This window comes from Sphingopyxis sp. GW821-FHT10B01 (assembly GCF_059415685.1).
In genome coordinates this window covers 22,801-48,122 of the sequence record NZ_JBWKNS010000006.1, presented here as the reverse complement: position 1 = coordinate 48,122, position 25,322 = coordinate 22,801, and the positions used below count along the sequence as shown (strand labels likewise).

23 protein-coding genes are annotated in these 25,322 nt (G+C 64.0%); 17 read left to right on the top strand and 6 right to left on the bottom strand.

Translation table 11 applies throughout. The features are described from left to right. The first annotated feature begins 40 nt into the window (after positions 1-40). Both AC07NV_RS17680 and AC07NV_RS17675 read left to right on the top strand, forming a co-directional pair. Positions 41-664, top strand: a complete 624-nt coding sequence (locus AC07NV_RS17680; protein ID WP_495167707.1) for a helix-turn-helix domain-containing protein — start codon at positions 41-43, stop codon at positions 662-664. 22 nt (positions 665-686) lie between these two features. Next, entirely contained in the window at positions 687-2,390 is a 1,704-nt protein-coding gene (locus tag AC07NV_RS17675; RefSeq protein ID WP_495167706.1) for an N-acyl-D-amino-acid deacylase family protein, read from the top strand. Here AC07NV_RS17675 and AC07NV_RS17670 read toward each other — a convergent pair. Together AC07NV_RS17670 and AC07NV_RS17665 are read right to left on the bottom strand one after the other, a co-directional pair. Beyond that, positions 2,387-3,286 (bottom strand): oxygenase MpaB family protein, encoded by a 900-nt coding sequence (locus tag AC07NV_RS17670; protein WP_495167705.1) that lies wholly within the window; start codon positions 3,284-3,286, stop codon positions 2,387-2,389. The two genes, AC07NV_RS17675 and AC07NV_RS17670, sit on opposite strands and share 4 nt — an antisense overlap. Before the next feature lie 13 nt (positions 3,287-3,299). After that, positions 3,300-5,747 carry a TonB-dependent receptor gene (locus AC07NV_RS17665; RefSeq protein WP_495167704.1) on the bottom strand — a complete coding sequence of 816 codons (2,448 nt, stop codon included), beginning with the start codon at positions 5,745-5,747 and terminating at the stop codon, positions 3,300-3,302. A gap of 165 nt (positions 5,748-5,912) precedes the next feature. Here AC07NV_RS17665 and AC07NV_RS17660 point away from each other — a divergent pair, with 165 nt between their 5' ends. Both AC07NV_RS17660 and AC07NV_RS17655 read left to right on the top strand, forming a co-directional pair. Then, positions 5,913-6,662 (top strand): helix-turn-helix transcriptional regulator, encoded by a 750-nt coding sequence (locus AC07NV_RS17660; RefSeq protein ID WP_495167703.1) that lies wholly within the window; start codon positions 5,913-5,915, stop codon positions 6,660-6,662. A 49-nt stretch (positions 6,663-6,711) separates the two neighbouring features. Continuing rightward, positions 6,712-7,842: an acyl-CoA dehydrogenase family protein gene (locus AC07NV_RS17655; protein ID WP_495167702.1), complete on the top strand. Its 1,131-nt coding sequence runs from the start codon at positions 6,712-6,714 to the stop codon at positions 7,840-7,842. Here the strand turns inward: AC07NV_RS17655 and AC07NV_RS17650 are convergent. Both AC07NV_RS17650 and AC07NV_RS17645 read right to left on the bottom strand, forming a co-directional pair. After that, complete coding sequence (locus tag AC07NV_RS17650; RefSeq protein ID WP_495167701.1) at positions 7,839-8,855, bottom strand: acyl-CoA dehydrogenase family protein; 1,017 nt, start codon at positions 8,853-8,855, stop codon at positions 7,839-7,841. The two genes, AC07NV_RS17655 and AC07NV_RS17650, sit on opposite strands and share 4 nt — an antisense overlap. 100 nt (positions 8,856-8,955) lie before the next feature. Beyond that, complete coding sequence (locus AC07NV_RS17645) at positions 8,956-9,630, bottom strand: TetR/AcrR family transcriptional regulator (protein WP_495167700.1); 675 nt, start codon at positions 9,628-9,630, stop codon at positions 8,956-8,958. A 148-nt stretch (positions 9,631-9,778) separates the two neighbouring features. Between AC07NV_RS17645 and AC07NV_RS17640 the strand changes: the two genes are divergently transcribed. The 11 genes from AC07NV_RS17640 to AC07NV_RS17590 all read left to right on the top strand — a co-directional run bounded on the left by AC07NV_RS17640 (position 9,779) and on the right by AC07NV_RS17590 (position 21,510). Continuing rightward, positions 9,779-10,945: an amine dehydrogenase large subunit gene (locus tag AC07NV_RS17640; RefSeq protein WP_495167699.1), complete on the top strand. Its 1,167-nt coding sequence runs from the start codon at positions 9,779-9,781 to the stop codon at positions 10,943-10,945. Beyond that, entirely contained in the window at positions 10,945-11,463 is a 519-nt protein-coding gene (locus AC07NV_RS17635) for a MauE/DoxX family redox-associated membrane protein (protein ID WP_495167698.1), read from the top strand. Before AC07NV_RS17640 ends, AC07NV_RS17635 begins: the two co-directional genes overlap by 1 nt. Then, a complete protein-coding gene (locus AC07NV_RS17630) occupies positions 11,460-12,050 on the top strand; it encodes a redoxin family protein (RefSeq protein WP_495167697.1) in 591 nt (196 codons plus the stop codon). Before AC07NV_RS17635 ends, AC07NV_RS17630 begins: the two co-directional genes overlap by 4 nt. A 30-nt stretch (positions 12,051-12,080) precedes the next feature. Beyond that, positions 12,081-12,638, top strand: coding sequence for a methylamine dehydrogenase light chain (locus AC07NV_RS17625; protein WP_495167696.1), 558 nt, complete (start codon positions 12,081-12,083; stop codon positions 12,636-12,638). Beyond that, positions 12,635-13,081, top strand: coding sequence for a c-type cytochrome (locus AC07NV_RS17620; protein WP_495167695.1), 447 nt, complete (start codon positions 12,635-12,637; stop codon positions 13,079-13,081). The genes AC07NV_RS17625 and AC07NV_RS17620 overlap by 4 nt, the downstream gene beginning before the upstream one ends. 86 nt (positions 13,082-13,167) lie before the next feature. Continuing rightward, on the top strand, positions 13,168-13,545 hold the full coding sequence (locus tag AC07NV_RS17615; RefSeq protein ID WP_495167694.1) for a cytochrome C: 378 nt from the start codon (positions 13,168-13,170) through the stop codon (positions 13,543-13,545). Positions 13,546-13,562: 17 nt separating this feature from the next. Continuing rightward, positions 13,563-15,791 carry a TonB-dependent receptor gene (locus AC07NV_RS17610; protein WP_495167693.1) on the top strand — a complete coding sequence of 743 codons (2,229 nt, stop codon included), beginning with the start codon at positions 13,563-13,565 and terminating at the stop codon, positions 15,789-15,791. A 12-nt stretch (positions 15,792-15,803) separates the two neighbouring features. Next, on the top strand, positions 15,804-17,213 hold the full coding sequence (locus tag AC07NV_RS17605) for an aldehyde dehydrogenase family protein (RefSeq protein WP_495167692.1): 1,410 nt from the start codon (positions 15,804-15,806) through the stop codon (positions 17,211-17,213). Beyond that, entirely contained in the window at positions 17,210-18,817 is a 1,608-nt protein-coding gene (locus AC07NV_RS17600; protein WP_495167691.1) for an AMP-binding protein, read from the top strand. Before AC07NV_RS17605 ends, AC07NV_RS17600 begins: the two co-directional genes overlap by 4 nt. Next, positions 18,814-20,469 (top strand): AMP-binding protein, encoded by a 1,656-nt coding sequence (locus AC07NV_RS17595; RefSeq protein WP_495167690.1) that lies wholly within the window; start codon positions 18,814-18,816, stop codon positions 20,467-20,469. The genes AC07NV_RS17600 and AC07NV_RS17595 overlap by 4 nt, the downstream gene beginning before the upstream one ends. Before the next feature lie 129 nt (positions 20,470-20,598). Beyond that, a complete protein-coding gene (locus AC07NV_RS17590) occupies positions 20,599-21,510 on the top strand; it encodes an EamA family transporter (RefSeq protein ID WP_495167689.1) in 912 nt (303 codons plus the stop codon). Here AC07NV_RS17590 and AC07NV_RS17585 read toward each other — a convergent pair. Then, positions 21,507-22,406, bottom strand: a complete 900-nt coding sequence (locus AC07NV_RS17585; protein WP_495167688.1) for a hydroxymethylglutaryl-CoA lyase — start codon at positions 22,404-22,406, stop codon at positions 21,507-21,509. The genes AC07NV_RS17590 and AC07NV_RS17585 overlap by 4 nt on opposite strands. A gap of 118 nt (positions 22,407-22,524) precedes the next feature. Between AC07NV_RS17585 and AC07NV_RS17580 the strand changes: the two genes are divergently transcribed. Together AC07NV_RS17580 and AC07NV_RS17575 are read left to right on the top strand one after the other, a co-directional pair. Then, entirely contained in the window at positions 22,525-23,688 is a 1,164-nt protein-coding gene (locus AC07NV_RS17580; protein ID WP_495167687.1) for a CaiB/BaiF CoA transferase family protein, read from the top strand. Between the two features lie 4 nt (positions 23,689-23,692). Further along, on the top strand, positions 23,693-24,397 hold the full coding sequence (locus AC07NV_RS17575) for a glutathione S-transferase family protein (RefSeq protein ID WP_495167686.1): 705 nt from the start codon (positions 23,693-23,695) through the stop codon (positions 24,395-24,397). Positions 24,398-24,595: 198 nt separating this feature from the next. On the opposite strand, the gene AC07NV_RS17570 is transcribed toward AC07NV_RS17575, so the two are convergent. Beyond that, positions 24,596-25,321, bottom strand: coding sequence for a glutathione binding-like protein (locus AC07NV_RS17570; protein WP_495167685.1), 726 nt, complete (start codon positions 25,319-25,321; stop codon positions 24,596-24,598). Position 25,322: the final 1 nt, after the last annotated feature.

The window sequence follows — 25,322 nt, the reverse complement described above, 5'->3', positions numbered from 1 at the left end:
ATCCTGATTAGAAAATTGTCAAACAAGAATGGAAAAACTGATGGCGGATCTTAGGAGCCCGCCGACATTGGGGGCAGTGATGCGGGACATCCGGTCCCGAAACGGCTGGACGCTCAAGGAAATGAGCGCGAAATCGGGTATCCCCGTGTCGACGCTGTCAAAGGTCGAACATGACCGGCTGACGCTCAGCTATGACAAATTGCAGCAGTTGAGCCAGCGACTCAACATCCGCATGTCGGATTTGTTCGCCGAAGGTGACGAGGATGGCACGCCGCGCGTGACCGGCCGTCGCAGCATCGGCACGATCGACCAGGCGGTGCGCGTCACGACCGACAATTATGACTATCACTACCTCTGCACCGACCTGCGGCAAAAGCGGATGATCCCGATTATCACGCGAATCCGGGCGCATAGCGCGAGCGAATTTGGCGACCTTGTCCGGCATCAGGGGGAGGAGTTCATCTTTGTGCTTGAAGGCGAGGTCGAGATTCACACCGAATTCTATGATCCGGTGGCGCTCAAGACCGGTCAGGGCATCTATCTCGATTCGTCGATGGGCCACGCCTATGTCGTCGCTGGCGGATTTGAGGAAGCACTCGTTCTTGGCGTCTGTTCGAGCGCCGATGACGGGCTGATGGACTCATTGATGAGTCTCCACGGCTAAATATCTTACACGGAGAAAACAGATGGCATCGCGTCGGCACCTCGCCCCTTCCCTGATGCTGCTGTGCAGCTCGATGCTGTTGTCGGCCTCTGTGGCCGCAAAGACGGCGGCGCCAGTCTACGACCTGATCATCCGCGGGGGCACGATTTACGACGGATCGGGCAAGCCCCCCGTCGTCGGCGACGTCGCGATCAAGGACGACCGCATCGTCGCGGTGGGCAAGATCGACGGCACCGCAAAGAACGAAGTCCCGGCGCGCGGCATGGCGGTTGCGCCGGGCTTTATCAACATGTTGAGCTGGGCGACCGAATCGCTGATCGTCGATCCCAAGAGCCAGAGCGATATCCGGCAGGGCGTAACGCTGGAGGTGATGGGCGAAGGCTGGTCGATGGGACCGATGAACGCCACGATGAAGGCGTTGGAGGCCGAGCGTCAGGGCGACATCAAATATCCGATCGAATGGACCACGCTCGGCGACTATCTGGGCTATCTGGAGAAGCGCGGAGTTTCGACCAATGTCGCGAGCTTCGTCGGCGCCGCGACGGTGCGCGTGCACGAACTGGGCGAAGGCGATGTCGATCCGACCCCCGAACAGCTCACGCGCATGCGCGCCTTGGTGAAGCAGGCGATGAACGAAGGCGCGATGGGCGTCGGCAGTTCGATCATCTATGCGCCTGGTTCCTATGCCGAAACCGACGAGCTTGTCGCGCTGACGAGCGAGGCCGCAAAATGCGGCGGCATGTACATCAGCCATATGCGATCCGAAGGCGACCGGATCGAGGAAGCCGTCGACGAGTTGATCGACATATCGCGCCGCTCGGGCGCACCCGCTGAAATCTATCACCTCAAAATGGCGGGGCGCAGCAACTGGGGCAAGCTAGACACGATCGTGAAGAAGATCGAGGCAGCTCGCGCCGAGGGCCTGCGTATCACGACCGATATGTACACCTATACCGCGGGTGCGACCGGGCTCGACGCCGCGATGCCGACATGGGTGCAGGCCGGCGGGCTCGAGGAATGGATCAAGCGGCTGAAAGATCCAGCGATCCGCGCACGTGTCGCGGCTGAAATGAAGAAGCCGGGCAGTGACTGGGAAAATCTCTATTTCGGTGCGAGCGCCGACAAGATGATCCTGTCGGGCTTCAAGAATGACGCGCTCAAACCGCTGACCGGCAAGACGCTCGCCGAGGTTGCCGCGATGCGCGGCAAATCGCCCGAGGAAACCGCAATGGACCTCGTCATCGAAGACGGATCGCGCGTCGGCACCGTCTATTTCCTGATGTCGGAGGACAATGTCCGCAAGCAGGTCCAGCTTCCCTGGATGAGCTTCGGTTCGGACGCTTCGTCGCAGGCGACCGAGGGCGTGTTCCTGAAATCGGGCGCGCATCCGCGCACCTATGGCAATTTTGCGCGCCTGCTGGGCCGCTATGTCCGCGACGAGAAGCTGCTCCCGCTCGAACAGGCGGTGTACCGGCTCACAACCCTGCCCGCGACCAATCTCGGGATCGAGAAGCGCGGCGCGCTGAAGCCCGGCTATTATGCCGACGTGGTCGTCTTCGATCCCGCGACGATCGGCGATCGGTCGACCTTCGAGAAGCCACACCAATATTCGGTCGGGATGCGCGATGTGTTCGTCAACGGCGTCGCGGTGCTGCGAAACGGCGAGCATAGCGGCGCGACACCCGGGCGTGCGGTGCGCGGCAAAGGCTGGAACCGCTGCTCTTAGCCTGCGGCGAGCAGGCGTTGCTGCTCGGCGGCTGATTTGAACAGGAAATCATGCGGCAGGCCGAGCCGGACGCTCGCTTTGCAATGCGGCGCAGCGCGATCGACATGACGGTCGGCAAGGCGTCCTGCGAGCCGTAACGCTATGCGGTCGAAGCGCGTCAGGTCGAAACGCGGCCCGAGGTCCAGCCGCGTCCGGATGTGGCCGGGGAGCAATGACACCGACGCCCGCGCGATCGCGCGGTGCAGGAAGCGCGGCACGCCGGGCGCCGCGCGGCCCGACTGGATAATGTCGAGAAATTCGAAGATGATCGGGTGCGGCTCGAACCGGGGTTCGAGTTCGTCCATCATCGTCATGAAGGCGTCGACCGTCCGCGGAGTATGCCGCGCGCCGAACTCGCGCCCGATCGCATCGCCATCGCGCATGAAGCGGTCCTTGTCGGCGTCGCTGACGGGATAGACGAAGCGGTCATAGGCCATCAGAAAACCATAAGAAGCCGTCGCGGCGACCCAGTCGAGCAGCACCGGATCCAGCGCGCGATATGTGTCGCCCGCAGGGGTTTCACCCTTCACCTTGCCGTGCAGCCGGTTGACCTGCCCGATCACCGCTTTCGCGCTACTCGCCGGGCCATAGCAGGCGAGCATCGCGACAAGTCCGGTGCGCCGCGAGCGACCGATCGGGTCGGCCTTGTAGGTCGAATGATCCCAGACCCCCGACCGGATGCGCGGCTCGGCGAATTCGAGCAGAACCGCCGCGATCCCGCCGATGCCAAGCGCGATCGGGTTTTTATAGACGCGCCACTGGACGCTGTCGGGCGCGAGCAGCGCGGGCTCGCCGACGGGCGCGGCGAAATCGATCGCCGTCCCCATATAGTCATCCTGCATCGGCGGGCGCACCATCGGGCTACCTCCTTCAGAAATCATAACCCACGGTCAGGCCATAGGTTCGCGGCTGGTTGGCGAAACGCACGACGACATTGGCGTTGCTGGCGACCGCCGACCAGTAATATTTATCGAACAAATTCTTCGCCCAAACCGACACCGACCAGCCGCTTTCATCCTTGAGGCCAAGGCTGGCGTTGACGGTGCCATAGGCGTCGACCTTGTAGAGATCGATATCCTCGAAGATCGTGTTCGACTTGCTCTGGTATCGCGCGCTGACCGCGCCGGTGAGGTTCAGCGTTTCCGAAACCGGCGTGTCATAGGCGAGTGTGATGCTGCCCTGGAATTTCGGGCTGTAGATGAACTCGGCCCCGTCGAAATTCTCGGGCTGCCCCGCAGCATTGGTGCCGTCATAATCGATGACCCGGGTCTTCAGCCACAGGGCGTTGGACGAAATACTGACCCCCTGCATCGGCCGCACGATCAACTCGCCCTCGACGCCATAAGCTTTTGACTTGGGCACATTGTCGAGCCGCGACAGCGCGGTGTAGATCGGATCGGCGAAATAGGTGCTGATCTGTTTGTCGCGATAGTCATAGTAAAAGGCCGACAGGTTCGCTTGCACCATGCGCTCGGCCAGCGTCGCCTTGACTCCGACTTCATAGGCGGTCAGCTGCTCCTGCTTCACCGACGCATTCTGCCGCGCGGTGCTGGCGGAGTTGATCGGCGTCGTCCCTGCCTTGTAGCCACGCGATACCGAGGCATAGAGCAAAGTGTCGTCGTTCGGCGTCCAATCGAGCGCCACGCGCCAGGCGACATTGTCCTCGTCGAGCACCGACTTCACCTCACCGAACTTGCCGGTGACGGGGTCGAAGGTGTTGCACTGGCCTTGCGTGATCTGCGGCGCAAGCACGCCATAGGTCTGGAAATAGAGCGCACGGTTCACGACATTGACGTTGGGCAGCATATTGCCGTTAACGTCACGCGAGCAGCCATTGTAGCGCTGCTTATCCTGCGTGTAGCGGACCCCCGCGGTCAGCTTCAGCTGCTCGGCGAGTTGCCAGTCGCCATTGGCAAAGACGCTCCACGTCGTCGTATTGATCCGGCCGATATCCTGAAAGGTGCGAAACGCCTGCGACAATTGTAGCGCGGTATAGCCGCCCGAGTTGAACGGCGACGCCAGCAACGGAATCCCGGCGGCGCGGATCAGCCGCGGATTGGCGTTCTGCCCCAGCAGCGTGCGGTTGGAATCGAGGATGCGGTCCTTCGCATAATAGGCACCGACGAGCCATGTGACCGGTCCCGTCTCGCCCTCGATATGCAGTTCCTGCGCAAAGCTCTTGATCCGCCCGACCGTATTCTGGAGCAGGATTTCGAACGGCGCGCCGCTCCAGTCGGACAATGCGTTGCGCTTGAAGTCGTTATAGCTGGTGAGCGAGACGAGCTTCATCGTGTCGCCGAGATCCTGATCCCAGCGCAGCTTCAGCCCCCAGAAGCGGTTGTCCTCTGCGAGCGGGCCATCGAGGCCGAGCCCCGTCCCGATATCGGCCGAGCGCCCCGCTTCGGGTGCCCAATCGGCCTGACGCGCCTTCGTCGGAAAATTGTTCGCCAGATAGGTGGCGAGTCCCGGGGTGTTGAAGAAGCGCGAGTTGCTGGTGCCGCCGACGGGGTTGGTCGCGGGAGTGAAGCCGATCCCCTGCCCCGCCACCGTGTCCGACTTGTTACGCCAATATGTGACCGACAGATCGAAATGGGTTCCGGGCGCGGGATCGATCGCGAGCGAACCGCGGACGCCATATTTCTCGACCTCGCCAAGCCGCTCGTCGCGGCTGTTGCTGACTTGCCATCCCTTGTCGCTATTCTCGCTGCGAAAGGCGATGCGCGCCGCGATGCCCTCACCGAGCGGGCCCGAGAGATAGCCGCCGATATTGTAGGTCTGGTAATTGCCGAGGTCCGCCTTGATGCTGCCTTTGAAGCTGTCGGTCGGCTTGGCGGTGATGAAGTTGATCAGGCCAGCGGTCGTGTTGCGGCCATAGAGTGTCCCCTGCGGGCCTTTCAGCACCTCGACGCGCTCGATATCCATCACCGGACCGGTGTTCATGATCGGATAGGCGTAGGCGACCTCGTCGACATAGGTGCCGACGGTCGAGGTCGCCGACAGGTTGATCGTGTTGAAGCCGATCCCACGCAACGTATAGGTCGGTACGCCCTGATAGCTTTGGGAGACGGTAAAGCTGGGGGCCACCGTCGTGAGATCGCGCATGTCGGTGACGCGCAGGTTTTCGAGCGTTTTGCCATCGACGGCCTGGATCGCCATGCCGACGTCATTCATCGATTCAGCACGGCGCTGCGCTGTGACGATGATGTCGCCTTCGGAAGCAACCGTATCGGCGGTCGTTTCATCGGCAGCAAAGGCCGGCGCCGCGAAAGCCATGCCTGCCGCAGTGCCCGCGAGCAGCAAAATTCGAATTGCCTTCATCACACATCCTCCCTCAAACGGCTTGTCGCGGGGCTCGTCTTTGTGCGAGCGTCGCAGCAGCCGGACGTTGCCTAAGGACAAAATTGTGCGGCCAGCGACAAGCTGACATCCGTGGCAGGATGGCCTGGCCGAACATGTCGGGCAGAGTGGGTGAGAGGGATGTGTGTGACGGATCATCAGGCAGAATGCTGGGCGGAGCTTCCGCCGCTGATTGCGGCGGTGCAGGCGATCGGCGACAAAATCGGCCTCCCCTATGTCGCGGCGCAGGCCGATCTTGGCGATCCCGAACCGATGGCCGATCATGATGGGCGTCCCTATGCCGAGACGAGTTTTCATTGGATCGATCCCGAATATGCCTATTGGCGCGACCGCAAGCTGGCGCTCCATATCCCGTTTCTGACCGCCGCACGGCTGGTCGCCGAACCCTTTTACTACAGCAACGGCGGGCTCAGAACCTGGCGGCCGACGCGGTTGCTGGAGGCGGTCGATTGCGAGCAAGCGCGCAACGCCCCGAATTTCGGCGAAGCGATCATCGCGCCAGTGCACCTGCCCCGCGGACTGGTCGGTGCCGTCTTCTGGTGCTCGCGCGAGCCGGTCGGGGTCGAGGCAGCCTTTGCGAAACATGCGGGCGACCTGCACAATCTGGCGCTGAAACTTGTGGCGACGCACAATGAGGCACGCGACCGGCCGCGCAACGCCACAGTGCCGCAGACGCTGACGCGCCGAGAGGTCCAGTGTCTGCGCTGGGCAGCGGCGGGCAAGACCGATGGCGAAATCGGGACAATCCTGACGCTGTCGGTGTCGACGGTGCGCTTTCACCTTCGCAATGCGGCGGCGAAGCTCGGCGCCACCGGGCGCGCACAATCGATCCAGATCGCCGCAGGCCTTGGCTTTGTCGGCGCCCGCGCCGCCTGATGCAGGTGCCAGCTTGGCCCGCCGCTGCGGCAACGTACAAGTCGGGCGCATGGATATGCTGAACGACCCTGCCCTCGAAGCATTTCGCGACGAGGTGCGCGCTTTCCTCGAAAGCCATCTGCCCGATGATCTGCGCCGCGCGGCGCGCCGCGCAACGAGCGTTTTCATCGACCCCGCGGTGTCGCTGCCCTGGCAGGCCATTCTCCACGCGCGCGGCTGGGCGGCGCCCGACTGGCCGGCCGAGTTCGGCGGGCCGGGATGGAGCGAGATCGAACGCTATGTCTTTGCTGCCGAATGCGCGCGCGCCGGCGCGCCGAACCTCGCGCCGATGGGGCTAAAAATGGTCGCGCCGGTGATCATGCATTATGGCAGTGCGGAACAGCGCGCCCATTATCTGCCGCGTATCCTGTCGGGCGCGGACTATTGGTGCCAAGGTTTTTCGGAACCCGGCGCGGGATCTGACCTTGCCGCTCTCCAACTGCGCGCGACACCTGACGGCGCCGACTATGTTCTCAATGGTTCGAAAATCTGGACCACCCACGCGCATTTCGCGAACCGCATGTTCGCGCTCGTCCGGACGTCGAGCGAGGGCAAGCCGCAGGCGGGGATCAGCTTCCTGCTGCTCGACATGGACTTGCCGGGGATCAGCGTCGAACCGATCCGCACGCTCGCGGGCGACCATGAATTCAACCAGGTGTTTTTCGACGAGGTTCGCGTACCGCAAGCGAACCGGCTCGGCAGCGAGAATGAAGGCTGGTCGGTCGCAAAGCATCTGCTGACCTTCGAGCGCGGCGGCAGATATGCGCCGTCGTTGATCGAGCGGCTCGCAAGGCTGCGTTCGCAGACCGGCGTCGAACCCGTGCTGCGCGCGCGGCTCGACCGCGAAGCGGTGACCCTGCAGGCGCTTCAGGCACTCGAGGTTAAGGCGATGCGCGGGGTGGGCGGCAGCGCCGGGCTCTACGCTTCGGTGCTAAAGATACTCGGCACCGAAACCGCGCAGCGCATCGACACGCTCGCGTGCGAGGTCGCCGGTTATGCCGCATGGGCCGATGCCGACGGACAAACGCCGGTGGAACTCGCGGTCGCCGTGCCTCGCTACCTCAACGATCGCGCGGCGACGATTTACGCGGGTTCGAACGAAATCCAGCGCGACCTGATAGCAAGGTTGATGCTCGGTTAAGCGGCCGATTCGGCAAAGCGCGCCAAATGGTCGGCGCGCGAGCCGAACGCGGCGGCGATAGCCAGCGCGCGCTTGAAGTGTCCGCCGAGGCTGAGTTCTTCGGTCAATCCCATCGCGCCGTGGATCTGCACCGCGCTCTCGCCAACGATGCGCACCGCATCGCCGACCTCGATACAGGCTGCACTGACCGCCTGCCCGCGGCCGGTTCGATTCTGATCGACCGCGAGGATCGCCGCCTCGGTGAGCGCCGCCGCCTTCATCATGGCAAGCTGCATGTCGGCGGCACGGTGTCGCAGCGCCTGAAAGCAGGCGATCGGCGTACCGAACTGCAGACGCTGGCCCAGATAATCCACGCTGTCGGCGATCATGCGCTGCATCAAGCCCACCGCCTCGGCGCAGCGGCCCGCGAGGATCAGGTCGGTCGCATAGTCGGCCCACGCGCGCGCTTCGGCGCCGCTTGCGAGCAGCGTGACATCGGCCGGCTGCAAGGCGAAGCTCAGGTCGGCCGAGGCGCTGCCGTCGTGCATGATGCGATGACGCTGCTCGACCTTGTCGGCGGCGACCAGCAACAGCGCGTCGCTGGCGGCGAGGAGAAACAGATCGGCTTCGGCCGCGCCCGCGACCAGCGCCGCGCTCCCGCGAACCGCCCCCGCCTCGACCACCGGCATCGATGCCCCCGATGCCGTGCAGACAATGGCGATGCGCCAGCTGCCCGCCGCCAGATCGGGCAAGGCCGGATGGTCGGGCGCAGCTCGCACGAGCAAGGTCGTCGCCGCGACGTGCGATAGCCAGTCGGCGCCCGCGAGTGCGGGGCCGAGTTCAACCATGACGAGCGCGATATCGATCATGCCCCCGCCAAAGCCGCCCGCCGCCTCAGGCAATGCGAGGCCCGCAAGTCCGAGCGAATCCGCCAGCGCATGCCAGCCCGGCCGCGCATTGTCGGCGAGGAAACGCTGGACGCTGTCGCGCAGCATCTGCTGTTCTTCGCGAAGCGGCAGGTCGAGTATCGCCATGTCAGCGTGCCCAGCGCGGCGCGGCGCACCTATGATGAATATCCAGCATGATCGTCTCCCGCCCCGTCCTTGCAGGCCGGGCACCGGACGGTCTAGCTGTTTAGCGTGGCAGGTTCGCCAGCTCTTTAAGCTCGCCCGGGCGTAACGTCTGTGCCAGATGGACGAAGGAGCGGCGCGCGATCGCCTCGAGCATCGGCATCTGCTCGCGCCAAGGCTTTTCATAGCCGGCAAACACCGTCAGCCCCTCCATCGACCCCGAAATGAACAGCGCCAAGATTTCGCGTTCATCGCTCGGAAGCGCCGGATTGATCTCGGCGATCAGTTCGTTGAGCGAGACGCGTGCGCGCTCGTAAAGCTCGTTCATCCGGTCGTGGACGAAGGGATCATGGTTCGCCATCGCCCATAGTTCGGGGAAGAAACGCGTCGTCTTTTTGGTCGTGATGTCTTCGAGAATCAGCATCACCAGATTTTCGAGCCGCGCCTCGGCGCTGGCGCCGGGTTCGTGGATGATCTCGTCGAACGATTCTTCATAACTGCTGATCACGGCGTTCAGCAGTTCGCGGATCAATTCCTCTTTCGAGCGGAAATAATAGTTGAGGTTGCCGACATTCATCCCCGATTCGGCGGCGATACGGCGGAGCGTCAGAGCCGACGATCCATGGTCCACGAGCAGCGACAGCGCCGAGCGAAGAATATGCTCGAAGCCATCCTGGCCGCGGGCATAGCCGCCCGCACGCGGGGTAATTTTCAGGTCCGGAACAATGAAATTCGTCAAGATTCAGCATCCTCCGCGGCCTAGGTAACCGCGTTGCGGTCCTTGGACAAGTGACCTAATTTTGTCACTTGACTAAAATTGGACACTCGATCAACATCTACTCGAATCGGCCGTCAGAGCCATTGTCAACCAAAGAGGGAGTGCCGGGATGCAGCGCATCGCGAGAGGGGCGGTCTTTGCCGCATTGATGATGTCGACCAGCGTAACCAGCGCCGCGGACTTTCCGCAGCCGCTGCCCGAAGAGCCGGTTCCGACCGTCGCCGAACTGCCCGAACGCTATCCCGACAATTGGGTCTTCGTGCACGACCTGCATTTCAACAGCCTGCCCGACGGGCGCGCCGCGATCGTCGATGTGGCGGCCGAACACAGCCATGTCCGCGGCCAGATTCCGGTCGCCCAGTTCGGCAACATCCTGCCGTCAACGACGCGCGGCGAAATCTATGTCGGCGAAACCTTTCTTTCGCGGCTGACGCGCGGCGAACGTACCGATGTCATTACGATCTGGGACACGAAGACGCTGGCGCCGAAGGACGAGATCGTCCTGCCCGGCGGCAAGCGCGGCCTGTTCGTCACCCTGCGCAACAGCCTGCAACTCACCAATGACGAGAAATGGGCGCTGGTGTTCAATTTCACCCCCGGATCGTCGGTGACGGTCGTCGATCTGGGCGGCCGCAAGATATTGTCGGACATCGACCTGCCGGGCTGTTCGCTTGTCTATCCCACCGGGCCGCGCGGCTTCACCTCGTTGTGCGCCGACGGGACGATGACGAGCATCGCGCTCGACGCGGCAGGTAAGGCCGGGCCGGCGGTCACCAGCACGGCGTTCAACAATATCGACGACGACCCGCTGTTCATGACGCCGGCGATGGTTGGGCAGACCGGCTGGTTTGTCAGCTTCAAGGGCAATCTGCGCGCGATCGATTTCGCGGGCGCGGCGGCTAAAGATCTCGGCAGCTTCGCGCTCCCCGCGCAAGTCGGCGGCACGCCCGCATGGCGCCCTGGCGGCTGGCAGGTCATTTCGGCCGACCGCGCCGGGCTGCTTTATGTGCTGATGACCCCCAAGGGCGTTGAAGGATCGCATAAGGATGGCGGGACCGAGGCGTGGGTGATCGATCCGAAGGCGAAGACGCTGGTCCGCCGCATCGCGCTCAAGAACCACAGTGTCTCGATCGAGGCGACGCAGCAGGCAAATCCGCTACTCGTCGCGTCGCGCTCCGATGGCTCCCTCGACGTCTATAATGCGACGAGCGGTTCCTTCGTCCGCACGATCGCAAGCGTCGCGCACGATCCGATGACGATGACGGCGGCACGCTGATGTTCGCGGTCACCTCTGTCCTTGCGCTGTTTCTGGCCGCGGTGCTCGGCGCCTCGGCGGCGCACAAACTCCTCGAGCGCGCACGGCTGACGCAGGCCACGGCCGGTCTGCTGCGCCTGAACCCGGCCGTCGCAATGCCCACCACTCTGGCGGCGGCCGCGATCGAGGTCGCAGCCGCACTCGCCCTGCTCTTTCCTGCATCGCGCCCGGTAGGCGCGTTGCTCGCCGCGCTCCTGTGGTCGCTCTATGGTGCAGCGCTCCTCGCGGCCCGCCGTCGCGGCGATGGCGGCATCGACTGCGGCTGCGACTTCGGCAAGCGGCGGGGCGGTATTGGCGGTTTTGTCATCGGCCGCGCCTTTGCGCTCGGCGCCGCGGCACTCGCCCTCCTCGTCTCTCCCGCCGGGGGCGGCGGCATCGACATCCAGTCGATCCTCGCCGCCCTCGCCTTTCTCGCCTTGCTCTTCGCAGCCGGCGAGATCGCCAACCTTCCCGCCTCCAGCAGGAGTGTCACCCGATGACCGGATTTTTCCTCGCGTCGCAAATTTTACTCTGGATCGCCGTTGCGGTGCTCGGGGTGCTCGTCGCAGCGCTGGCGCGGCAGGTCGGCGTTCTTCACGAACGCATCGCTCCCGCCGGGGCGCTGACATTGCACCAGAAAGTGAATGTCGGCGACAAGGCGCCCGAGATGACGCTCGACACGCTCGAGGGCAAGCAGGTCGCGATCGGCGGCAAACGCCAGCGCCGCGGCCAGCTCATCTTCTTTCTCTCCCCCGATTGCCCGGTATGCAAGACATTGCTCCCCGTCATCCGCTCGGCACGCAGTGCCGAGCGAGGCTGGCTGGACGTTGTTCTGGCAAGCGATGGCGACCCCGCGGCGCATCGCCGGCTGATGATGGCCGAAGGGCTGGCAGGCTTCGACTATGTCCTGTCGGAAAGCCTGGGCCGCGCGCTGGGCGTCTCGAAGCTCCCTTATGCAGTGCTGATCGACGAGGAAGGCAACATCGCTTCGCTCGGCCTCGTCAACAATCGCGAGCATCTCGAAAGCCTGTTCGAGGCCAAGGAACGCCGCGTCGCATCGATCCAGGAATATCTCGCGCGCGGTTGATCCCGCACAGCACGACAGAAGGGGACAAGCATGTCGGGTCTCGACAAATTTTCGGAGAAGATGACGCGCCGGGTCGCGCGCGCGACATCACGGCGCAGCCTGCTGACGCTGATCGGCGGGGCGTTGACTGGGGCGGCGGTGATACCTGTCCTGCCGGTATCACGCGCGCAGGCTCAGGGGCACGGCCATAGCGGCGGCGATCCGATAGCGCCGCAGCCGACGGGCAATCCGCAGGACCCGGGTGATCAGACACAATGCGATTACTGGCGTTACTGCGCAATCGACGGCTTTTTGTGCAGTTGCTGCGGCGGCACCGCGAGCAGTTGCCCGCCTGGGACCGAAATGTCGCCGATCACGTGGATCGGCACGTGCCAGAACCCTGCCGACAACCGCGCCTATATCATCAGCTATAACGACTGCTGCGGCAAATCTTCGTGCGGGCGTTGCCTGTGCAACCGCAACGAGCGCGACAGGCCGATGGTGCGGCCGCAGGCGAATAACGACATCAATTGGTGCCTCGGCACATCGAGCGCAATCTATAATTGCTCGACTGCGGTGATCCTCGGCGTCGCGCTGGAGCAGCAATGATGCGGAGGTTGGCGATCTTGCTGGCGCTAACGGGGCTGACAGCGGCCGGACAAGCGATGGCGGCCGATGACGGCGCCACCATCTACAAGCGCTGCGCCGCGTGCCACCTTGCCGATGGTTCAGGTGTTCCGGGTGCCTTCCCGCCGTTGAAGGCCGACGTCCGGTCGCTCGCGGCAACCGCCGCCGGACGCCGCTATCTCGCGCTGGTGGTGATCCGCGGTGTCTCGGGGCCAATTACCGTCGGGGGCAAGCCCTATCGCGGGACGATGCCCGCGCAGGCGGGGCTCAATGATGCGCAGGTGGCAGCGGTGCTCAACCATGTCATCCGCGGCGCGACGGCGAAGCCCTTCACGCCGCGCGAGATTGCCGGATACCGTGCTGGCAGCGCGGGGCTCAATTCCGCTGCGGTCGCACGCCTTCAGCCGGGCATCGCCGGCAAATGAGATGGCTGGCCGTTCCCGCACTGATCCTGGCTACCGGAACGGCCGTTACGACCCCAGCGCGGAGTGGCCCGGAGACGATCCCCGGCGTGGCGAATGCGGCGCGGGCGCGGCAAAACTGGATCTTGTCCTGTCAGGGATGTCACCGCGCCGACGCGACAGGCACGCCGCAAACCACGCCAACGATGGCGGGCTTTGTCGGGAAGTTCCTGCACGTACCCGGCGGGCGCGAATATCTGGTTCGCGTGCCGGGCGTCGCGACCGCAGCGCTGTCCGACGCCGATCTGGCCGAAGTGGTGAACTGGTCGCTGGTGCGGTTCGATCCTGCAAATATCCCGGCGGACTTCACGCCGTACACGCCGGCCGAGGTGGGGCGGCTGCGGATAAAACCGCTGCGGGCAGAAGCGGCGACGGTGCGGGCGGGCATGGTCGCAAGCTTCGACCCCGGGGACAAACAACAGAAATAAAACAGGGGAGTTTTTCGATGACCAAGGTACCAAAGCACGTCACACGTCCGATGCTGGCCCTGCTGCTGGCGAGCGCATCCACGTCCGCGCTGGCGCAGGAAACGGCAGCGGAAACCAGCGCCGAAGTCGCGGTGGCCGAGACGGTGGGCGGCACCGACATCGTCGTCACCGCGCAAAAACGATCCGAACGCCTGCAGGACGTCCCGATCGCGGTCAGCGCCATCGGCGGGGACTCACTCGAACGGCAGCGGGTGACGCAGGCCGACGAACTGGCGAGCAAGATCGTCAACCTCCAGCTTACCTCCACCGTCGGCGACAACACGCCGATCTTCGCGCTGCGCGGCGTGTCGATGTCGGACTATAGCCTCAATCAGGCTAGCCCCGTCGCGACCTATTATGACGAGGTCTACAAGGGCAATTTCGCTTTCCTCGGAGTCGCTATGTACGACCTCGAACGCGTCGAGGTTCTGCGCGGCCCACAGGGCACCCTCTATGGCAAGAACACCACGGGCGGCGCGGTCAATCTGATCAGCCGGACGCCGATGCTCGGAGACACCGAGGGTTATCTCAATCTCGGATACGGCAATTATAACCGCTATGAAGCCAATGGCGCGGTGAGCGTGCCACTGGGCGAAACGGTCGCGGCGCGCATCGCCTTCACGGCGGCGCGCGCCGACGGCTGGTTCAAGAACCAGTTGCCGGGCAAACCCGACCTGGCCAGCGTGCGCGAATATGGGGTGCGCGGCAGCCTGTTGTTCGAACCGAGCGACGGCGCGCGCTTTGTCCTGCGCGCCTCGACCAGTTACCAGAACCCGCGCAATTACGGCATCTACGCCCAGCCTGAAGCGACAAACCGGCCCGGGCTCGGGCGGCGCGAGATCGAAGCGAACGTCACCGATCGCCGCCGCGCGCGCACCTGGTCGGTGTCACTGACCGGCACTGTCGATCTCAGCGACACGCTGGCAATCACCAGCGTCACTTCGTGGGACAAGGGGCGGCTGAATTTCTATGAGGATACCGACGGCACGGCAACCGAGTTGCTCGAAATTCCCTACACCGACCGGGCGACGCAATTCGCGCAGGATCTCCGCCTGACCAGCGACTTCGGCGGTCCGTTCAACTTCATCCTCGGCGCCTATTTCAACCGCGAGAAGGTCTATAACGAGACGACTTTTGAAATTGGCAAGGACGTCGATTCCGACGGGCTTCCCGGGGTCACCGATGCTGACTGCGCGATCGGCCTGCCGCTCGGCTGCCTGTTCCGCAACAGCTTCGACCAGCTCAAGAAGAGCTATGCACTCTATTCCGACATGAGCTTCGAACTCACCGACCAGTTGACGCTGCGCGGGGGCATCCGCTTTACGCATGACAAGGGGACGCAAAGCAATTTCGAATCCAATGCGCTTGGTCCGAACGGCGTGCTTGTCGCGAACCTGATCCCGCCGTCGCGGCTCGACTACAGCACCGAAAATCTGTCGGGCAAGATCGGCGCCGACTACAAGATCAATCCCGATGTGATGGTATATGGCAACTACAGCCGCGGCTATCGCGCGCCAAGCTTCAACGCGCAGGCCTTTTTCGACCCGTCCGAGCTGTCGGTCGCGAAGGCCGAGAAGATCGAAGCGTTCGAATTGGGGCTGAAGAGCCAGTTCGCCGATCGCCGCGTCACGCTCAACCTGGCGGCCTTCCATTATTCCTACAGCAATCAGCAGTTTATCAACATCGATCCCGCGACCGCCGCGCAGACTTTGCTCAACATACCGCGCTCGCGCATCCTTGGCGGCGAGGCGGAACTGACCGTTCGCGCGACCGACATGGTGACCCTGCGCGCGGGCGTTGGCCTGCTCGATACCAAGATCAAGCGCGGAATCGTCAGCGGCGTCGACGTCAGTGGGAACAATCTGTCGAACGCTCCGAAATTCACATTCACGGGCGGTGTCGACGCGACGGTGATGGACAGCGCCAGCGGCAAGCTCAGCCTGCATGGCGACATCAACTATTCGTCGAGCCAGTATTTCGAGGTGCTCAATATTCCCCGGCTGCGGCAGGACAGCTATGTTCTTCTCGCAGGGCATATCGACTGGGAGTCCGCCGACGGCCGCTGGAACGCTTCGGTCTGGGGAAAGAACCTCACCAATAAATTCTACTTCACCTCGCGAGTCGACCTGCTCGCGGGCTTCGGTTTCGACTATAACCATGTCGGGACTCCGCGAACCTATGGTGTGACCGTGGGCGTGAAATTCTGATCGGAGAGCGGCATGTCTGACTATAAAATGCTCATTGGCGGACGACTGGTCGAAGGCGACCACCAGATGGACGTTATCAACCCGGCGACCGAAGAGGTCTTCGCCACCGTCGCGCGCGCGACGGAGCGACAAGCGGACGAAGCGATCGAAGCGGCCGCCACGGCGTTTCCGCCATGGGCCGAAACCCCGATGGCCGAGCGGCAGGCGAAGGTCTCGCAGCTTGCCGATGCGATCGTGGCGAATGCCGACAGGCTGGCGCGCGCTCTGACCCAGGAACAGGGCAAGCCGCTCGCCGAGGCGCAGGGTGAAATCGCGTGGGCCGAAGGCTATCTGCGGCATTATGCGACGCTGGCGATTGCCGAACGGACGATCCAGGACGATGCGAGCGGGCTGATCCAGGTCCGCCGCAAGCCACTCGGCGTCGTCGCGGGGATCATTGCGTGGAATTTCCCGCTGCTCGTCGCTTGCTGGAAGATCGGGCCGGCGGTGATCGCGGGCAACACCATCGTGCTGAAACCCGCGCCGACGACGCCGGTGACCGCACTGATGCTGGGCGAACTGTGCCGCGACATTTTCCCGGCCGGCGTCGTCAACATCATCACCGATGCCAACGATCTTGGCGGCTATCTGACCGCCGATCCGCGGATTGCCAAAGTCGGCTTCACCGGGTCGACCGCGACGGGCAAGAAGATCATGGCAAGCGCCGCCGATGGGCTGAAACGATTGACGCTCGAGCTTGGTGGCAACGATCCCGGGATCGTGCTCGACGATGTCGACGTGCGCGCCACCGCGCAGGGTATTTTCAACGCCGCCTTCCTCAATTGCGGGCAGGTGTGCCTCGCGATCAAGCGCGCCTATGTCCACGACAGCATCTATGACGCGATGTGCGACGAATTGGCGCGGCTTGCCGAGGCCGCGGTGGTCGACGACGGGCTGGCGCAAGGCGCGCAGATCGGCCCGATCCAGAACAAGGCGCAATATGAGAAGCTGAAGGGCTTCCTCGAACGCGCGCGGACCGACGGGACGATCATCGCGGGTGGCGAGATCATCGACCGCGCCGGTTATTTCCTACGCCCGACGATCGTGCGCGACGTGACCGACGGCGACGAGATCGTCGACGAGGAACAGTTCGGCCCGATCCTGCCCGTGATCCGCTATTCGGATATCGACGATGTCGTCGCGCGCGCCAATGCGTCACCCTATGGCCTCGGCGCGTCGGTGTGGTCGCGCGATATCGACCGCGCGGTCGCGGTCGCGAACCGGATCGAAAGCGGTTCGGTGTGGGTCAACCAGCATATCGCGATCGGCCCGCACGTCCCCATGGCGGGGGTCAAATCCTCCGGCCTTGGCGTCGAGCAATCGGAGGAAGGGCTGGCCGAATATACCCAATTGTCCGTGATCAACGTGGCGCGCGGCGGATGAGCGAAGCCTTCGACTGGAATCCGCCGACGCATTATAATTTCGCACGCGATGCGATTGACCGGCGGGCAGCGGAAACGCCCGGCGCACGGGCGCTGTTGTGGACCGATGGATCGGGCACAGTCATCGACCGCAGCTTTGCCGAACTGTCGGACCATGCGGCACGCGCCGCCGCGGTGTTGCGGGCGGCGGGCGTCGGTCCGGGCGACACGGTGCTGATTCTGCTATCGCGCGAAATCGAGTGGTGGGAATTGATGCTTGCCTGCCTGCGGCTGGGGGCGATCGCTTCGCCAGGTACCGTGCAGCTGACGCCCAAGGATATCGCCTATCGGTGCGGCGCGGCCGAGGCGCGCTGCGTGATTGCGGGCTCCGAAATCGCGCCACGGGTCGATGATGCGCTGGCGGGCGAAGCGGTCACGCGCATCCATATCGGCGGACCGCGCGCCGGATGGATCGACTATGGTGCGGCCAAGACGACAGCATCGCCGCTGGCCGTCATCGCCGATACCGCGTTCGACGATCCGGCGCTCTGCTATTTTACCAGCGGCACAACGGGCCAGCCCAAGATGACGATCCACGGGGCGGGTTATCCGCTTGCGCACGAGATCACCGGTCGCTTCTGGCTCGACCTGGGGCCCGGGGACCTGCACTGGAACATGTCCGACACCGGCTGGGCGAAGGCGGCGTGGAGCAGCCTGTTCGCGCCCTGGCTGATGGGCGCGGCAATCTTCGTCAATCATGCGCCGGGGTTCGACCCGGTCGCTGCGATGAACCTGCTCGAACGCTTTCCGGTGACAACGCTGTGCGCGCCGCCGACCGCTTACCGCATGTTCGTGCGCGCCGATCTGGAGGGGCGTAGTTTTCCACGTTTGCGGCACTGTGTCAGCGCGGGCGAGCCGCTCAATCCCGAAGTTATCGACCTCTGGAAGAAGGCGACCGGCCTCGATATCCACGACGGCTATGGCCAGACCGAAACGGTGCTGCTGTGCTGTAACCGCGCGGGCTCTGCGCGGCAGGGCGCGATGGGGCGCCCCACGCCGGGCATCGATCTCGCGGTGATCGGGCACGACGGCGCGATGTTGCCGCCCGGCGAGGAAGGCGACATCGCACTGCGCGTCGGCGAGCGCCGTCCGCCCGGCCTGTTCCTCGGCTATCGAGGCGACTCCGACCGGACCGCGAGTGTCTTTCGCGATGGCTGGTACCTCACCGGTGACCGCGCCACCGTCGATGCCGACGGCTTTTTCTGGTTCGTCGGCCGCGCCGACGATGTCATCCTGTCATCGGGATATCGCATCGGACCGTTCGAGGTCGAAAGTGTGTTGTTCGAGCATGAAGCGGTCGCCGAAAGTGCGGTCGTTGCCAGCCCCGACGCAACGCGCGGCGAGGTCGTGAAGGCGTTCGTCGTTCTGGCCGCAGGCCACAATCCATCGGACGAACTCGCCAAGGCTTTGCAGGATCATGTGAAGGCGACGACGGCGCCGTACAAATATCCGCGCCGTATCGAATTCGTGACCAGCCTGCCCAAGACGGTCAGCGGCAAGATCCGGCGCAAGGAATTGCGCGACGAGGAGTTCAGGGATTGGGAATTCAGGAAAGCCGACGCATGACCGACAGCTTCGTTCGCGGCGACCAGACCAGTGCGTTGATCGAGATGACAATCGGCGACTGCTTCGACCAGACCGTCCTCCGCCATCCGGACAGGGAAGCGCTGGTCGTCCGGCATCAAGCCGTGCGCTGGACGTGGCGCGAGCTGAAATCGCGCGTCGATGCGGTCGCGGCGGGCTTGCTGCAACGCGGGCTGCAACCGGGCGACCGGGTCGGTATCTGGGCGCCAAATTGCGCCGAATGGGTCATCGTCCAGTTCGCAACTGCCAAGGCGGGGCTGATCCTGGTCAACATCAATCCGGCCTACCGCACCGCCGAACTCGACTATGCGCTGAACAAGGTCGGCTGTGCGGCGCTGATCCTCGCGCCCTCGCACAAGAGCAGCGACTATGTCGCGATGCTCGGCGAGCTTGCCCCCGAACTCGCAGCCTCCGAGCCCGGACAGTTGAACGCCGCACGCCTGCCCGGCCTGCGGCTGGTCGTCGCGCTCGGCGACGCCGAACATGCAGGCTGCCTGCCGTTCGCGGCGCTCGCCAGCGAGGACATCAGCGCGCTGGCAAACATCGCGCTCACCCCCGACATGGCGGTCAACATCCAGTTCACCAGCGGCACCACCGGTTTCCCGAAGGGCGCGACGCTGTCGCACCGCAACATCCTCAACAACGGCGCGTTCGTCGGCGCGCGGATCGGGCTGACCGTGATCGACCGGCTGTGCATTCCGGTGCCACTCTATCATTGTTTCGGCATGGTCATGGGCAATCTCGCCTGCGCTGTGCACGGGGCGACAATGATCTATCCCGCCGAAGCCTTCGATCCGCACGCGGTGCTGGAGGCGGTCGAGGCCGAGCGCTGCACCGCGCTGTACGGCGTGCCGACGATGTTCATCGCGGCGCTGAACCACCCCGATTTCGGCCGCTTCGACCTGTCGTCGCTGCGCACCGGGATCATGGCGGGATCACCCTGCCCGATGGCGGTGATGCGCGAAGTGATCGACCGGATGCACATGGAGGAGGTCACCATCGCCTATGGCATGACCGAAACCAGCCCGGTCAGCTTCCAGAGCGCCACCGACGATCCGCTCGACCTGCGCGTATCGACCGTCGGCCGCATCCAGCCGCATCTTGAGGTCAAGCTGATCGACCTTGCCGGCGATATCGTGCCGCGCGGGCAGACGGGCGAGCTTTGCACGCGTGGCTATTCGGTGATGATCGGATATTGGGACGATCCCGACCGCACCGCCGATGCGATCGATGCCGACGGGTGGATGCACACGGGCGATCTCGCGACGATCGACGACGCCGGATATTGCCAGATCGTCGGGCGGATCAAGGACATGGTGATCCGTGGCGGCGAAAATATCTATCCGCGCGAGATCGAGGAATATCTACTCACCCATCCCGACATCATGGACGTCCAGGGGGTGGGCATACCCGACCGGAAATATGGCGAAGAGCTGTGCGTCTGGATCATCGCGCGCGCCGGCGCGGCGCTGAGCGAAGAGGATGTCCGCGCCTATTGCAGGGGTCGCATCGCCCACTACAAAATCCCGCGCCATGTCCTTTTCGTCGATGACTTCCCGATGACCGTGACCGGCAAGGTCCAGAAATTCGCGATGCGCGAACATATGGTCCGATTGCTGCGCAACGCCGGATAATCGACAAGGCGAAATCGCAAAAAGAGCCGTCGCGGCTTCCAAAATCCCGCACAGCGCATATGGGCGTGTCGCAAGGGGCGGCATCGGGTCGCCGTTTTTGACGGGAAGCATCGAACCGATGGCGGCGGCATGAATCCGATCTGGCTTCCCGCTTCGCTGCTCGGCGGATTGTTCCAGGCGTGGCGTACCGCGCTCCAGCAGCGCCTGCGCGCCGAACTGAGTATCAGCGGCGCGGGTCTGGTCCGTTATCTTTACGGCCTGCCCTTCGCCCTCGTCTTCGCGATTTTATGGCTCACCCTCCAAAGCGAATCGATCCCGCACTTCGGCGCGGCGTTTGCCGGTTTTGCCTTCGCGGGTGCGGTGACGCAGATGGCGGGGACTATCCTGCTGATCATGGCGTTCGGCCATCGCGGCTTTGTCGTCGGCACCGCTTTTTCCAAAACCGAGGCGGTGCAGGCGGCGTTGGTCACAGCGCTGTTCCTCGGCGAGCGGCTGCCCTTGCTCGCGTGGCTCGGGATCGTCGCGGGTGTCGCCGGTGTGTTGACGCTGGCGCTTGCCGGACGCGGCGTATCGGTCCGCGAGATCTGGCGAGCGCTGGGGCAACCCGCTGCGCTATGCGGCCTTGGTGCAGGGTCGATGTTCGCGCTCGCCGCGATCGCGGTCAAATTGGCCACGGCCGAACTGGAGGACGTCGACCTCATCGGGTCGGCGCTCGTCACGCTCGTCGTCGTGATGGCAATCCAAACCGGGCTGCATCTGGCATGGGTCGTCATGCGCGACCGCGACACGTTCCGTGCCGTCTTCCGGCAATGGCGGACGTCAAGCCAGGTCGGCCTGCTTTCGGCTCTCGGGTCGGCGTGTTGGTACATCGGCTTTGCAGCGGCGCCGGCGGCGCTGGTGCGTATCGTCGGACAGGTCGAAGTGATCTTCACGATCGGCTTTGCGCATTTTTACCTGCGCGAACCCGTCCGCTGGCACGAGATCGTCGGGCTGTTGCTCGTGGTCGGCGGCGTTGTGATGGCGCTGCTCGCGACCTTCTAAAAGGCCGGCGCCTTGCTGACCATCGCGGGCAGCGGACGGCCCATGACACCGGTGAGCCATCCGGCTGCTTCGACCACCTGCGGAAGCATCACGCCGGTCTGGACGCCGCTGCGTTCGAGCAGATAGACGACATCCTCGGTCGCGACATTGCCCGCTGCGCCGGGCGCAAAGGGACAGCCGCCGAGCCCCCCAAGCGATGCGTCGACCGTCGCCGCGCCCTCATTCACCGCCGCCCAGACATTGGCGATGCCGGTTCCGCGCGTGTTGTGAAAATGAACGCGCACCGGCAGCGCGCCGACCGCCTCGCGCACCCGGCCGACCATCTCGGACACCTCTGACGGTACGCCGACCCCGATCGTGTCGGCGAGCGCGATTTCGCGCGGGGCTGCATCGGCGGCGCGTTTCGCCATCTCGACGACGCGATCGATCGATATTCGCCCCTCGAACGGGCAGCCGAAAGCGGTGGCAATGGTGATCTGTCCACTGCGCCCGGCCGCCTTCGCCAGCGCAACGATCTCCATCGCAGCGGTGAGCGATTCTTCCGAACTCTGGCCCTGATTGCGCATCCCGAAGCTGTCGCTCGTCACGCACACCGCGCCGAGTTCGTCGATCCGGCCTGTCGCGAGCGCGCGCTCGGCGCCGCGGCGATTGAGGACCAGCCCGATATAGGTCACATCGTCGCGCTCGGGTAGCATCGCCGCCAATTCCTCGGCGTCGGCGAGTTGCGGGACCTTCCGGGGATTGACGAAGCTCGTTACCTCGATACGGCGTATGCCATAGTCGATCGCACGGCGGATCAATTCGAGCTTTTCAGCGGTCGATATGGTCGCTGACTCATTTTGCAGGCCGTCGCGCGGCCCGACTTCGAGCATTTCCACCGTTCGGTTTTTCAACATCTTGCGTCCTGAATTTTTCGAGTCATTTGCAGGTTGAAAATTACATAGCATTCTAAGTATATGAAAGCCATGGGCGAGGCGAACCGTCTCTATCAGAGTCGGTCCCGAAAGGAATGATATGACGGATATAGGCAGCGGGGGCGCGCTGGAAGGCATCAAGGTCGTCGAGATGGGCCAGCTGATCGCGGGGCCCTTCTGCGGCCAGTTGCTCGGCGACATGGGCGCCGAGATCGTCAAACTCGAACCGCCGGAGACCGGCGACCAGATGCGCAACTGGGGCCAAGGCGACAAACCCAGCTGGTGGCGCGTGATCGCGCGCAACAAATATTCGGTCGCCGCCGACCTCCGGTCCGGGGAAGGCCAGCAGCTGGCACGCGAGTTGATCGCCAAGGCCGATATCCTAATCGAGAATTTCCGCCCCGGCACGCTCGAAAAATGGAACCTCGACCCCGCAGAGCTGCGCAAGATCAACCCCGGGCTGATCGTCGTGCGTGTCTCGGGTTATGGTCAGACTGGTCCCTATTCGGCGCGTGCGGGCTTCGGCGGCATTGGTGAAGCGATGGGCGGCTGGCGCGGCATCGTCGGCTATCCCGACCTGCCGCCGGCGCGCATGGGCGTATCGATCGGCGACACGCTCGCCGCGACGTACGGTTGCATGGGCGCGCTCGCTGCGCTCCACCACCGCAGCAAGACGGGCGAAGGTCAGATCGTCGATTCCGCGCTTTACGAAGCGGTGCTGCAGGTAATGGAATCGACCGTGTCCGACTATTCGGCCAGCGGCACGAAGCGCCGTCGCACCGGATCGACGCTGCCCGCCATCGCACCGTCGAACGTCTATCCGTGCCGCGACGGCGAATATCTGATCGGTGCGAACCAGGACGGTGTCTTCGCGCGCCTTGCTGCCGCGATGGGTCGTCCCGAACTTGCGAGCGACGACCGCTATGCCACGCACCGCGCGCGCGGGGTCAGACAGGAAGAACTCGACGCGCTGATCGGCGAATGGACCGCGACGCTCACAATCGGAGAATTGGAAGCGAAGATGGTCGAAGCCGGCGTTCCTGCGGGTCGCGTCTTCGACGCCGAAGACATGATGAGCGACCCGCATTTCGCAGCGCGCGAGGCGCTGGTGACGATCGCCGACGCGGAATTCGGCGATGTGACGATGCAGGGCGTGTTCCCGAAGCTGTCGGCGACGCCGGGCAGCGTTCGCCGTCCTGCCCCGCTCGATGTCGGGCAAGACACGGACGATGTGTTGAACCGCTGGCTCGGACGTGAGGCTTGATGCAATGATCACGCTTTATGGTGGCCCCACACCGAACGCGCGCAAGATCGCGATCGCGCTCCTCGAAATGGGGCTTGAATGGCGGCTCGAATATATCGACATCCTCGCGGGCGATCAGCTCACGCCCGAATTCCTTGCGCTCAACCCGAATAACAAGACCCCGGTGATCGTCGACGACGAAGGGCCCGAGGGAACGACATTCACACTGTGCGAAACGGGCGCGATCCTGCTCTATCTTGCTGAAAAGACCGGGCGGTTCGTGCCAACCGATCCGGTAGGGCGCGCGATCTGCTGGCAATGGCTGATGTTCCAGGTATCGGGCGTCGGCCCGATGTTCGGGCAGGAAGCGCATTTCACCCACTATGCCAAGGGCCGGCATGAATATGCGATCACCCGCTATTCGCGCGAAGTCGACCGGCTGATGATGGTGATCGACAAGCGCCTTGGCGAAGCCGAATGGCTCGCGGGCCCAGATTATACAATCGCCGACATAGCCACCCTGCCCTATCTGCGCCGCCAGCTCATCGAAAAGGGGGGGCGGTTCCCGAATGTCGATCGCTGGGGCGCGGCGATGCTCGAACGCCCCGCGGTCGCCGAGGGGATGACGGTCGGCGTCGCGCGGGCCGAGACGATCGAGGGCGGCCTCACCGGCTTCACCGACGAGCATCGCGCGATCCTCTGGGGCGACCGCCAGCATGTGAAGCGGTGAGATGTCGGAGAGGCGGGCATGCGATCGGCGGCTTTGGGTTGGGAAGCTGCCGTTGCTGCATCGCCTACCGTCATCCCGGGCTTGACCCGGGACCCGCCTTTTCCTTCAAGAAGGCAGGCCCCGGATCAAGTCCGGGGTGACGAAAATTGAGACGGCCGGTTCCGGTCGAAAGCAGTCGCTCAGCCGATCCCTTTGGTTTCAATCGCCCTTTACCGCCGCGTGGTTGGCATCGCCGAACATGTTAGACCATTCCTTGTCGTCGAGTTTCTGGTGCCGGCCGATATATTTGGCGGGTGCTTTCAGGTCGTCGCGTGCCATTGCGCGTACGACAGCCGGGCGCTCACCGATCCGTTCGAACCACGCGTGCATCGCGGGCCATTCATCGAGCCCCATGCCCATCACGAACCCCGAGGCGCGGCCGGGCCAGATCGCCATGTCGGCAATCGTATAATCGTCGCCCGCGACATAGGCGCTCTTCTCGAGCCGCTTTTCGAGCACGGCAAGCAGGCGCTTCAATTCCTTCGTATAGCGTTCGACCGCATAATCCTGTCCGGCGGGAGCATAGCGCAGGAAATGGCTGGCCTGCCCGCCCATCGGCCCCAGCCCCGCAACCTGCCAGGTCAGCCACGAGAGCGTCGCCGCACGCGCCGTGCCCGACGCGGGCAGGAAGCGGCCGCTCTTCTCGGCGAGATATTGCAGGATCGCCCCGGACTCGAACACCGTCACCGGATCGCCGCCACCTTCGGGGGCCTGATCGACGATCGCCGGAAGCTTGTGGTTCGGATTGATCCGCCCGAGCGCCGCCGTGAGTTGGTCGCCCTCGAAAATATCGTAAGGAATGACGCGATAGGATTCGCCGGTTTCCTCGAGCATGATCGCAATCTTCTGCCCGTTCGGAGTCGCCGAATAATGGAGGTCGATCATC

Bases quoted from the DNA above. Each gene is read 5' to 3' on its own strand.
- AC07NV_RS17605 (WP_495167692.1), top strand. From the start codon at position 15,804: ATGTCTGACTATAAAATGCTCATTGGCGGACGACTGGTCGAAGGCGAC.
- AC07NV_RS17635 (WP_495167698.1), top strand. From the start codon at position 10,945: ATGTTCGCGGTCACCTCTGTCCTTGCGCTGTTTCTGGCCGCGGTGCTC.
- AC07NV_RS17650 (WP_495167701.1), bottom strand. From the start codon at position 8,855: ATGGCGATACTCGACCTGCCGCTTCGCGAAGAACAGCAGATGCTGCGC.
- AC07NV_RS17580 (WP_495167687.1), top strand. From the start codon at position 22,525: ATGACGGATATAGGCAGCGGGGGCGCGCTGGAAGGCATCAAGGTCGTC.
- AC07NV_RS17610 (WP_495167693.1), top strand. From the start codon at position 13,563: ATGACCAAGGTACCAAAGCACGTCACACGTCCGATGCTGGCCCTGCTG.
- AC07NV_RS17570 (WP_495167685.1), bottom strand. From the start codon at position 25,321: ATGATCGACCTCCATTATTCGGCGACTCCGAACGGGCAGAAGATTGCG.
- AC07NV_RS17675 (WP_495167706.1), top strand. From the start codon at position 687: ATGGCATCGCGTCGGCACCTCGCCCCTTCCCTGATGCTGCTGTGCAGC.
- AC07NV_RS17670 (WP_495167705.1), bottom strand. From the start codon at position 3,286: ATGGTGCGCCCGCCGATGCAGGATGACTATATGGGGACGGCGATCGAT.
- AC07NV_RS17620 (WP_495167695.1), top strand. From the start codon at position 12,635: ATGATGCGGAGGTTGGCGATCTTGCTGGCGCTAACGGGGCTGACAGCG.
- AC07NV_RS17590 (WP_495167689.1), top strand. From the start codon at position 20,599: ATGAATCCGATCTGGCTTCCCGCTTCGCTGCTCGGCGGATTGTTCCAG.
- AC07NV_RS17600 (WP_495167691.1), top strand. From the start codon at position 17,210: ATGAGCGAAGCCTTCGACTGGAATCCGCCGACGCATTATAATTTCGCA.
- AC07NV_RS17680 (WP_495167707.1), top strand. From the start codon at position 41: ATGGCGGATCTTAGGAGCCCGCCGACATTGGGGGCAGTGATGCGGGAC.
- AC07NV_RS17595 (WP_495167690.1), top strand. From the start codon at position 18,814: ATGACCGACAGCTTCGTTCGCGGCGACCAGACCAGTGCGTTGATCGAG.
- AC07NV_RS17665 (WP_495167704.1), bottom strand. From the start codon at position 5,747: ATGAAGGCAATTCGAATTTTGCTGCTCGCGGGCACTGCGGCAGGCATG.
- AC07NV_RS17640 (WP_495167699.1), top strand. From the start codon at position 9,779: ATGCAGCGCATCGCGAGAGGGGCGGTCTTTGCCGCATTGATGATGTCG.
- AC07NV_RS17575 (WP_495167686.1), top strand. From the start codon at position 23,693: ATGATCACGCTTTATGGTGGCCCCACACCGAACGCGCGCAAGATCGCG.
- AC07NV_RS17655 (WP_495167702.1), top strand. From the start codon at position 6,712: ATGGATATGCTGAACGACCCTGCCCTCGAAGCATTTCGCGACGAGGTG.
- AC07NV_RS17630 (WP_495167697.1), top strand. From the start codon at position 11,460: ATGACCGGATTTTTCCTCGCGTCGCAAATTTTACTCTGGATCGCCGTT.
- AC07NV_RS17625 (WP_495167696.1), top strand. From the start codon at position 12,081: ATGTCGGGTCTCGACAAATTTTCGGAGAAGATGACGCGCCGGGTCGCG.
- AC07NV_RS17585 (WP_495167688.1), bottom strand. From the start codon at position 22,406: ATGTTGAAAAACCGAACGGTGGAAATGCTCGAAGTCGGGCCGCGCGAC.